General features: G+C 49.8%; 10 protein-coding genes. 1 reads left to right on the top strand and 9 read right to left on the bottom strand.

Annotated features, from left to right (window positions below; all coding sequences use genetic code 11):
• Positions 1 to 519 precede the first annotated feature (519 nt).
• Both ACR0EK_RS20020 and ACR0EK_RS20015 read right to left on the bottom strand, forming a co-directional pair.
• Entirely contained in the window at positions 520 to 1782 is a 1263-nt protein-coding gene (locus tag ACR0EK_RS20020; RefSeq protein ID WP_480968089.1) for a hypothetical protein, read from the bottom strand.
• Positions 1779 to 2186: a plasmid mobilization protein gene (locus tag ACR0EK_RS20015; RefSeq protein WP_480968088.1), complete on the bottom strand. Its 408-nt coding sequence runs from the start codon at positions 2184 to 2186 to the stop codon at positions 1779 to 1781. The genes ACR0EK_RS20020 and ACR0EK_RS20015 overlap by 4 nt, the downstream gene beginning before the upstream one ends.
• Positions 2187 to 2600: 414 nt before the next feature.
• Here ACR0EK_RS20015 and ACR0EK_RS20010 point away from each other — a divergent pair, with 414 nt between their 5' ends.
• Positions 2601 to 2771, top strand: coding sequence for a hypothetical protein (locus tag ACR0EK_RS20010; protein WP_480968087.1), 171 nt, complete (start codon positions 2601 to 2603; stop codon positions 2769 to 2771).
• Between the two features lie 209 nt (positions 2772 to 2980).
• Here ACR0EK_RS20010 and ACR0EK_RS20005 read toward each other — a convergent pair whose 3' ends face one another.
• The 7 genes from ACR0EK_RS20005 to ACR0EK_RS19975 all read right to left on the bottom strand — a co-directional run bounded on the left by ACR0EK_RS20005 (position 2981) and on the right by ACR0EK_RS19975 (position 8662).
• Complete coding sequence (locus ACR0EK_RS20005; RefSeq protein ID WP_480968086.1) at positions 2981 to 3364, bottom strand: hypothetical protein; 384 nt, start codon at positions 3362 to 3364, stop codon at positions 2981 to 2983.
• A 325-nt stretch (positions 3365 to 3689) separates the two neighbouring features.
• On the bottom strand, positions 3690 to 4889 hold the full coding sequence (locus tag ACR0EK_RS20000; RefSeq protein WP_480968085.1) for an AAA family ATPase: 1200 nt from the start codon (positions 4887 to 4889) through the stop codon (positions 3690 to 3692).
• A gap of 20 nt (positions 4890 to 4909) precedes the next feature.
• On the bottom strand, positions 4910 to 5323 hold the full coding sequence (locus ACR0EK_RS19995) for a hypothetical protein (protein ID WP_480968084.1): 414 nt from the start codon (positions 5321 to 5323) through the stop codon (positions 4910 to 4912).
• 2 nt (positions 5324 to 5325) lie between these two features.
• Positions 5326 to 5565: a helix-turn-helix transcriptional regulator gene (locus ACR0EK_RS19990; RefSeq protein ID WP_480968083.1), complete on the bottom strand. Its 240-nt coding sequence runs from the start codon at positions 5563 to 5565 to the stop codon at positions 5326 to 5328.
• 109 nt (positions 5566 to 5674) lie between these two features.
• Positions 5675 to 6421, bottom strand: coding sequence for a hypothetical protein (locus tag ACR0EK_RS19985; protein ID WP_480968082.1), 747 nt, complete (start codon positions 6419 to 6421; stop codon positions 5675 to 5677).
• A gap of 32 nt (positions 6422 to 6453) precedes the next feature.
• Complete coding sequence (locus tag ACR0EK_RS19980) at positions 6454 to 7722, bottom strand: tyrosine-type recombinase/integrase (protein ID WP_480968081.1); 1269 nt, start codon at positions 7720 to 7722, stop codon at positions 6454 to 6456.
• Between the two features lie 397 nt (positions 7723 to 8119).
• Positions 8120 to 8662: an RNA 2'-phosphotransferase gene (locus ACR0EK_RS19975; RefSeq protein WP_480968080.1), complete on the bottom strand. Its 543-nt coding sequence runs from the start codon at positions 8660 to 8662 to the stop codon at positions 8120 to 8122.
• Positions 8663 to 8856 lie beyond the last annotated feature (194 nt).

The following is an 8856-nucleotide window of genomic DNA, read 5'->3' as shown; positions in this document are numbered from 1 at the left end:
TCAGCATTGGGCTGGAAAAGCCCTGTCGCATTCGAAAGGAAAGTGGCTTAAACGAGCACTTGGGGCGGCACAAAAACGGGACAGGTCCACTTTGGAAAGATCACGAAGAAGATCGAAGATATCCGGAAAGCTCACAATGACCAAGTAGCCAATCTATTGGCGGCCGCAATTATCCCTCGAGGAGCGCCGAAGAAGGCCTTTTCCCAGTACGGCTCATTTCAAGATGGCGCATTCACTTATCCTATTCGTCGGTGTGGTCGAATCCGAGATCCATTAGCCACTTCGCTGCTTTCGGCATATAGTCGCTATTTGGCAAGGGATGCTTACGAGCATGACTTTTCTCGAGCCGAGCAAACCTAGAATAACATTCTGATAGATCTCCGAATTCGGTCCTCTCCATTTGATGGAGCGGGCCAGGTTGTGCGCGGATTGTCCCTGAAACGGGCTGAGGACGTGTGCTCCAAATTCGACGGTAAGCCGTTTACATCTGCTACGGCAAGCAACGCGGACCAAAACACTCTACCTCTTTTGGTAACTTGGCATTCCCTGATTTGGTGTGAATGCATGAGCTATCACTTGCTTCGCGCTGCCCAGACTTTTCTTAAGCATGGCTGCTAGTTTTCGCATCAGATTTGGATCAGACAAATCGGGGAGTGGATCGATATCAACAGGGGTCAATTCGCTGCAACGATTATCGACGAATTTTTGGACTGGGAGTGTTAGATCCGCGCCCGCCGTCGCCAGTTCGATCTCTTCACCCCTTAGTTCGTCGCTTGGGCTATTTTGACTATCGAACCCATCAGTTTGAGCAAGGCATTCTGTTGCCTGATCAATGTTTGATTGCTCTGGTGAATCCGCTCCTGCCCACTGATGATCTCCAAGAGTAGATCCCGCAGCGTGTTCTCGGATTTGATCTGCGCTGTTTTCGGTTCTGAGGTCATTCAAATACTCCTTTGTTTCCTTAATAAATGTGGCCACTTTTGCGGCGTTAATTTTCAAAGTCCGGTTTGCGTTGTGATCTTTGACGCCTGCCGGGGTTTTGATCACGATCCGGCTGCGGCCTCGGCCCACCTCAGTGGCGTCGGCCAGCTCCAAACCCTCTCGGTCGATCAGCTCGGCCAGTGCTCTAGGCTGCTTTGAACGGTCCAGCTTGGTCAGCATTTTGAGCTGCTGCCTTAACGCAGGCAGGTCAAATTTCTGGCGGCGGGCTTGCTGGTGCTGATCATGGTTGAAAGCTGAACGGGGGTTGTCACCGTCAAGCGCTGCAATCTGATTGGCGTAGTCATCGCGCCCCATTTCCCGCATGCGCTTTTCAGAAAACACATTGTGAGCGCCCATCACGAGTTGGTGGCCGAATTCCAGTTCCAAGAAACGAGAAACTGCCTCATCCTTGGCCATTGATCGGAAACGTTTATATGTTTTGCCGGTTTCTGAATCTGCGGCTGCGGTTATTAAGTGCCCATGCTGTTGCATGCTTCCGTCAGCTCGGTAGCATTCATGGATGACGAATGATTCAGGGCCATCGGGATTAAACCCATGCTCGACCCTGATGGCTTCCAGTGCTCTTTCCCATTGGTTACAGGTCATTTCCCGGCCCGGATTTATCGTTGTATGGATGAGCCCATTTTTGCGACCTTTGAGTACGGCGAATTCATCGGCCACAATGAGTTGATCGGTGTTGTCCTTCAGGACGATCACCCTTTCATTGTCACCCTGTCTAAGCGGGTAATTGGCAGCTCTAACACCGTCGCCTGATTTCACGGTGCCGCTTTTGATAATCACGGCTGCGACTTAAATTTGGTTAGCTCGGCTCTTAGCTCGTTCAAAGGCTCGAGCCAAATGCGGCGGGCTTCGACTATGACTCTGTACATTGCTTTGAACTGCGAACTATTCAGAGTGCCATCGGCCTTGGATTCGTTAATAACTTTCTGGGCTTGATTGATGTTTGCGCCGATGCCTGCGAGTTGGCGGCAAATCGCTTCTAGCTTCGACGCATCCGGCAACGTGTAGGACGTCTGTCCAAGAAGTCGGAACCGTCCGAATTCTGACTGACTCAGCTCGTGCTGATGCGCCATGCTTTTCACTTGTGCGGCTTGTTCCGGCGTTAGGTGAATTTTGAGCGTTTTTGACTTTGAGATTATTGAGGCCTTCTGGGGGACCTGGGTCTTTGGTGTAATAGGTTTCATAAACAATCCTCTTTTTCTGGGCGCAACTCAGGGGGTCAAGGGGGAGGTTTCCTCACCTTTGCAAGTGTCTGGATGGCCCCTGTGGGGGCAGACAGTCCCACTTGCTCCTCATTTTCAGGCGCTCTGAATTCTAAATTGTCGAGAATTCTAAAAATGCAAACTCATCGTGTGATAGCGGGACCATCAGGGCAAAGGACGCATGGTGAAAACAATGATATTTCAAAGAAATCGGCAGTTGAATTGGAAATTGTTTTTGGGGTCCGAGGGCCGACGGGCATTAGGAATTGATCGGGCAAAACAAATTTTAAGAGGGCGCAGACGGCCGACTAAAGGTTTATGAAAGGTTAACGCGGGCTTGCGTCGTGCCTCCTGTCGCGCACCTAAAGATCAGGCGACAGGAGACCAAAATTGACAATGCGGACAGAAGATTATTTTGAGATCAAGCGCGCGATGGAGTCATATTTTCGCGAGCAGAATTTGCTTCAAGAACAAATCGCGACTGAGCTGGTGTCGATCAGTAAACAGCAAAAAGCATTGCTGCTGATCTTTGGCCATGCCACCGAAAAAATGTGTGAAAACAAATGAATCTGCTTCGTGGACTCATGGGTACGGGGTTCGTCCTGACAAAGACACTAAACCGGTATCTGAGGGTTGCTCTTCGTGCTGCTGGTAACCAGAAAGTCCCGACCGATACTGCCATTACACGGGCGGCTGCTCTAAGGTTGCTCAGGGCTTGGGCAATGCTCAATGCAGCGAACAAGGACGTGACCTATCGCGCCTGTTTAGGGGTGTAATCAGGGCTTCATCGCATCGGCTATAATCTGATCAACATCAATGCCGGTGCCACCCTGATCACCGTCAGAATCAACATCAGGTTTAAGCATATTGCGGACGTCCTTGACGTCAGCTCGCATCAAGTAGGCTATGGCTTTTTCACCTGACGTTTTTGACTTGTCATAGCCGATGCTCTCAGCCAGCTCGACAGCGTGTTCATAGTCAAATCTATGGCGTGATCCTGGGCGGCGTATCGCCCAAAGCTCGCGTTGACGCTCTTTTGCCGCTTTCAATGCCGCTCCTGCACCGGAGAGCATTGTTTGCGCTTGTTCAGGGGTCGCATCGGCAGGGATAATCAGAAATTTCTGAAGCACGTCATCGCATCCGTGTTTTTCGTGGGTCATTCGCAAACTCCGTTATCTGCAACGCAGATGGTCGAGCTGATGCAAGAAACCAATTTGGCCAGATGCTGAAAAACCCTCCGTCGGAAACATTGCAAATTCTTGTCCTTAAATTATTCAGTATTTTAGGCACTAAAACAGATTTTCCCGCTTCTTCCTAAGGTCCGTTTTCAGCGCTGCCGGTGAGGTGATCGAATATTGAAACTCGATGCTTTGCCGCGTGTCGCAAATCAAAAATCTGTTGTTCGGGTAAATCGCCCCACCACCACCCCGCCCCTTAATAGGGGCAGGGGTGGTGTGGCGATTCCGGCGAATGTTTCTCACAGCTCTAACATCTTTTCGGAAGTTCAGTTTCGGGTAGCCACTCTCCCACTTCTACACAGGGGCGAGGGTTTCGTTTCGCATCGAGTAAGTCGACCTTTTTCAACGCACCGGATTTCAACCAAGCGTCGATCAATTTCTTAATACGCCTACGATGAGTCTTGGGGTTTAGGTCCAATACTTCGGCGATTGTCACTCCCACCCAACCTTCTTTGGCCTGATCGGAGTATCGCAATCCTTTATTGTAGATTGCGTGTTGAACTTTTCGTAGCTCAGCATCGAAAACTCCGTGGAACAGATCTGGCCATTCCCAAGCTTCAACCACCCCAACACAATCGCCGTTATCCAGCTCAACCGAAGCCATTCTTCGCCACACTCTACTACCAACAGGAGCGAGATTGGCCTTGTCCCGAGATACAGAAAAGTAAGTTGCAGGGTCTTCTTTCACGCCTGCTTCGGACTTTTGGTTCTCGGTCATCGCGTTTAAGACACGCCCAGACCGAGCTCCAAATACGAGTGCCGTCGCACCGCGACCACTCTCAGTAGTCGCATCCTCGCCGTTTGTTTTTCTTGTGTGATGGACCAGTTCAATCGCACAATTGCACTGATCTGCAAGCCGGCCCCATTCCTTGACTACCATGTCAATAGCACCATTGTCGTTTTCACTGACCTTGTGTGATGAAACAAATGGATCGACGATCAGTACATCAATGCCGTTAGACTTTATTTCTTCGGCCAGACTATCAATCACGGGTTTGGCGATTTGAACACCGTCCCGGTTCTGAAAGGCGGTAGTCAGTTCCCTTTCCCGGCCTGAATCGACAAATAGGCGTCCATCAACCTCTGAGGGTCTAATGTCGTGATGTTGCATCGCGGCGAGAATTCGGCGGTCCAATTCGTCGCGCCCGTCTTCCAAGTTATATATCCAGACCCTTAGATTCTGTTCTGTCCATTCGCCCAGGATTTCCCGACCAGAGGTCATCGCAAGACCTTCACATATAGTCAGAGATGATTTTCCAACTCCTCCTGGTGCGACGGTGACCGAGACGTGGCCGCGTATTAAATGGCGCCCGTACACCCATGGGCGTGGCGGTAAGGTTTCTGGGTCACGCCATACAAAACGGGTTGGTGAGCGGCGAGCCTCTCCATTCGGGAAATCCTGCTGATGAGCGTCGATATACCCGGCCATTTCCATAAATCTCTCCATAGTAGTATCTTGCCCAACAGTCATGCGAACTCCCGTCGCGCAAATTTCAAAAAATCTGCTCGCCGGTTGGCGGACATCGCTTTAAAGCACGCCAGACAGTACGCCTCTAACTCTCGCGGCTCTGCCAGGTCCGCCCAAAAAGCTGCTTCATCAATGAACCTGAAAAGAGGAGCTATCGGCATTGAGGAAGAGCCAGCCAGGGATTCGAAAACCGCATTCGCGAACGCTTCTCGTTCTGCAATTTCGAGCCTAACGGACATTACGAAAGACAATCCGATCCAGGCTTCGGTGGTTCCAAGTGTCAGCGCATATACGACGGTGCGCGCAACTCTTTGATAGTCATCTAACGCCTTGCCGATGGAATTGACAGGATGCTCATTTGTAGCGCGTACTCGGCCTTTTCCTGCGTGTTGTTCCGATGATTGAACAGTCATGCTTATGCTCCCTTCCGAAGAGATTCCTCTTCGTTTGAAAGCAACCACGTTCGAATTGCCTCTTCACGGTACACGACTGAACGGCCAATCTTTATTCGAGCCGGTCCTAGGCGCATTCTGTACCAGCGATCTAAAGTGTGCGCTGACTTTCCGAGCTTTTTCGCGGCCTGCTTCTTAGTGAGAAATCCCGGTAATAGGCCTGCATCATCAGTACTTGTATCCACAACAATGCGTTTTTTCATTTCTGCTCTTCCGTTTTTCAGGCTGCATCAACGTTGGTCGCTGATGTGCAGCAGTCTGCAAACGGAGATAATTGACTAACAAAAATGCGTCACGAGCGAGGTTCGTGCTTTAACTGCCTTCTGTCGCTGGTTTAATTTTAGCTCTAAGCTTTTCTATCGCGGCTGTAGCAGGATTGCGTAAAGTTTTCACATCTACCTCCAAAATATCGAAGGCTTCCTCCAGCGCGACGGTGAATGCCCCGCTTGGAACAGGTCCATTCATGCCAAACGTGGGGATCTCGCCGCAGTGATTGAAATATATCTCTGCAAGTATTTCCGCGACTTCGTATGCTCTTACGTTTATCGGTGGGCCCTTCTTATTGAATTTTTCAAGCTCATATTCCAACTCAGAGAGCATTCGGGAGAGTCTTTGTTCCAGGCAACTAACAGATTCTAATGAAAACTCTACCGGGCCACCCAATTCCACTATGTTCTTGGGGGCAAGGCCAAGAGTGAGGTTGAGCGCTGCGATATCAGTGGCGGATTCGATCTTATCAATAAGCCCACCATGGTTCAATTTGGCTTCTTCGATTGCTTCCCGAAATGTATCCGCCGACTTACTTAAGCGTAGTATGACCTCTCGTTCTTCTAGCAATGGACCTTTTTCGGAGGGGCTTGGATACCAAAAGAAACGCAAGATGTGCTCGGGAAAGTCTTCTGGCTCCTTAGGTGAATACTCACTATCAACTTGAGCCCCGATCATCTTCTTTATTGCGAGATCGAGCTTGGTCATCTGTCTGATGGCCGAATTAAATTCCTGCTCAACTTGAATTGGATCATGAAGTTTTGAGTGCGAGGGTGAACTTTGTGACTGCATGTTTGAGTTTCGCTCTGCCTTTTGCCCACTTTCTAGTCAAGTTTAGCAAGAGACTGAATGTGAGATGCCCACATTTCTAACGCTGCGAGCATCTCGCCTCGATAGTGGTGGTGATCATAGTCCGCTCCAGAGCCGCGAGCCGGGGCATGATCGAGCAAGATATCCCGTATATGTGGTTGAACACCAAGCTCCGCCATTCTTGTTTCTGCGGTGTGGCGAAGAGCGTGGAGGAAAAAATCATCGATACCAGATGCCGTTTTGATGTCGTTTTGATACTTAGAGCCTGGGTGGAATTTGGATCCGAGTTTTTTTCCTGGAAAAACGTGCGGGTTTAACTCGAGCTCGCTTGGGTCTGGTCGAAGTGGCACTAATGTTTCAACAAGTAGCTTCGGGAACGGTATCGCACTGAGGCGCTTGTTTGTCTTCTTTGCTTTCGTAGGCCCAGGCGGCTTCCAAAACCAAGTGTTGTCGATTTCACTCCACTTCATAGATGCAATCGCAGTCCTGCGTTTGCCGGTCAAAATGGCAACTTTTAAGTACCCCCCCCGAACTGGTCCAAGACTTTCCGAGGCCTTCCATAATTTCCTCAGCTCATCGTCATCGAAAAACCTGTTCCTTTTGGCTTCGCCGTTCCACGGCCGTCGCATGCCAATCATTACTGACTTTTCGAGCTTCTCAATTCCGGGTTCGGCGCACCATGAGAAAAAAGTTTTTAGATATGCGTAGAATCGGTTAGCGAGATATGGGCGCGGCCGCGACGCGGGGGACGCATCAATATCACCGTCCCTGATTAACTCGATTTGCTTTCTGATATCTACGGCTGAAATCTCGGAGAGTGGAGTGTCCAACCACTGAGGCGCATCGGTCAATAATCGCCGCCGAACCTCTTTTGCCGTCGTGTTGCCTCGCGTGCCTATTTGCTCTCGCTTTATGTAATCTTCCACCGCTTCTCGATAGGTTTCAGCTTCCCTTCGAGCTTTGTGTTCGGCTCGCTGACTTTGGCGAAAGCCTTGTGGGTGATCTTCGCCACGATCAATTTTTCGCCTCCACTCTTTTGCCTCATCACGCGCGGCCGAAACGCTCCAAACGGGGTACGATCCAATAGTGTGCCTGTACTCCTGAGTTTTGCGGGTAATTTCGGCCGCGGTGTCAATAAAGACGTAGCGAAGCACAAATGACTTAGAACCTTTTGCGGTCACCCTGACTCCAAAACCCGTTACGTCGGTGTCGTAAACGATCCTGTTGCCCTTCTCGGGCGGTGTAAGATTCTTAACCAATTTATCGGTAATGCGTTCGCTCATCCGTGTCCGCCTTGTGTCCGCTCATTTCTTGTGCTTACTTGCCTGCGAATGTACACGAATGCCGCTGAGTAATCCAAGTAATTTATTGAAAATAAACAGACAATATTGGTTTCATCCATGAATTGTGCGTGTTTACAGCAAAGGCGATCATTGACTTTTAATCAGTGGGTCGCAGGTTCGAATCCTGCACGGCTCACCACTTTTTTCAATTGTGAATGAACCATAAGAGTGCAGATTTGGAGCATAAGCTTGCAAATCTAGAAATCTCTTTGTGGGCTCTGGAGCTGTAGGCTGCAACGCACGCGTTTGAGGATGGTGGGCAGATCTGGGTGCTCACTTTGCCGACGAAAGAAATAGTTTTTCCGATTTGTTTCTTAGCGGGCTGCGTTTCTATGTACTACTCCGCAGTTCTACCGAATCCCAAGTAGACTGCCGGCACTTTGTTCGTGAGCCAAACACCATTATCGGCACGAAAAAACTCAAAGCCGTCTTCGAACATTCGTTGGGCTTCTACACGTAAAACAACTGGTTTTCCGTGTCGTTGGCCGACGCGTTCGGCCGTGTCAGGGTCCAAAGAGAGATGCACCTGCTTACGACGTCCGGGATTAAGTCCGTCGGAAAATATTGCATCCAAACTTGCGCTGGCCGTGCCGTGATACAACTCGTCCGGCGGGCGTTGAGTATCCAGACCTAGATCCACATCAATTGAGTGTCCCTGAGCTGCCCTGATCCTCTGGCCATCGTCAGACAGAGTGAATCGTTTTTTGTCGTTGTTATCGATCAGCTGAAAGAGCTCATCACGGCTTAGTTTGCGGTTGGCTTTTTTCAATTTCCGCAGCAGATCATCAACACGAGCCCATCCATGTTTATCAAGCTGAAGGCCGATCTCTTCAGGTTTGTGTCGGAGCACCAAACTTAGAAATTTACTTTCTCTGCTCATTTGTGAACTGCTCAAATCTAGGAACTTGGATAGTTTATAGCATGAGCCGACAAGTACGAAAACTCGACGAAACCAAGAAAGACCTTTGAGCTACCAGGGGCGGTATGGACGTGTCGCGGTTTGCTGCCGCTCCTTTGATAGCATTTATTGCAGCAAAGGAGACGAACTATGGGACTGAAACGGACGGACGAATT

The organism is Ruegeria sp. AE4 (assembly GCF_056542185.1).
The sequence above is the reverse complement of the archived record's forward strand: the minus strand, read 5'-3'. Positions and strand labels throughout refer to the sequence as shown.

Excerpts from the sequence above, each read along its gene's own strand:
- ACR0EK_RS20015 (WP_480968088.1), bottom strand. The coding sequence starts at position 2,186 with ATGAAACCTATTACACCAAAGACCCAGGTCCCCCAGAAGGCCTCAATA.
- ACR0EK_RS20010 (WP_480968087.1), top strand. The coding sequence starts at position 2,601 with ATGCGGACAGAAGATTATTTTGAGATCAAGCGCGCGATGGAGTCATAT.
- ACR0EK_RS20005 (WP_480968086.1), bottom strand. The coding sequence starts at position 3,364 with ATGACCCACGAAAAACACGGATGCGATGACGTGCTTCAGAAATTTCTG.
- ACR0EK_RS20000 (WP_480968085.1), bottom strand. The coding sequence starts at position 4,889 with ATGGAGAGATTTATGGAAATGGCCGGGTATATCGACGCTCATCAGCAG.
- ACR0EK_RS19995 (WP_480968084.1), bottom strand. The coding sequence starts at position 5,323 with ATGACTGTTCAATCATCGGAACAACACGCAGGAAAAGGCCGAGTACGC.
- ACR0EK_RS19990 (WP_480968083.1), bottom strand. The coding sequence starts at position 5,565 with ATGAAAAAACGCATTGTTGTGGATACAAGTACTGATGATGCAGGCCTA.
- ACR0EK_RS19985 (WP_480968082.1), bottom strand. The coding sequence starts at position 6,421 with ATGCAGTCACAAAGTTCACCCTCGCACTCAAAACTTCATGATCCAATT.
- ACR0EK_RS19980 (WP_480968081.1), bottom strand. The coding sequence starts at position 7,722 with ATGAGCGAACGCATTACCGATAAATTGGTTAAGAATCTTACACCGCCC.
- ACR0EK_RS19975 (WP_480968080.1), bottom strand. The coding sequence starts at position 8,662 with ATGAGCAGAGAAAGTAAATTTCTAAGTTTGGTGCTCCGACACAAACCT.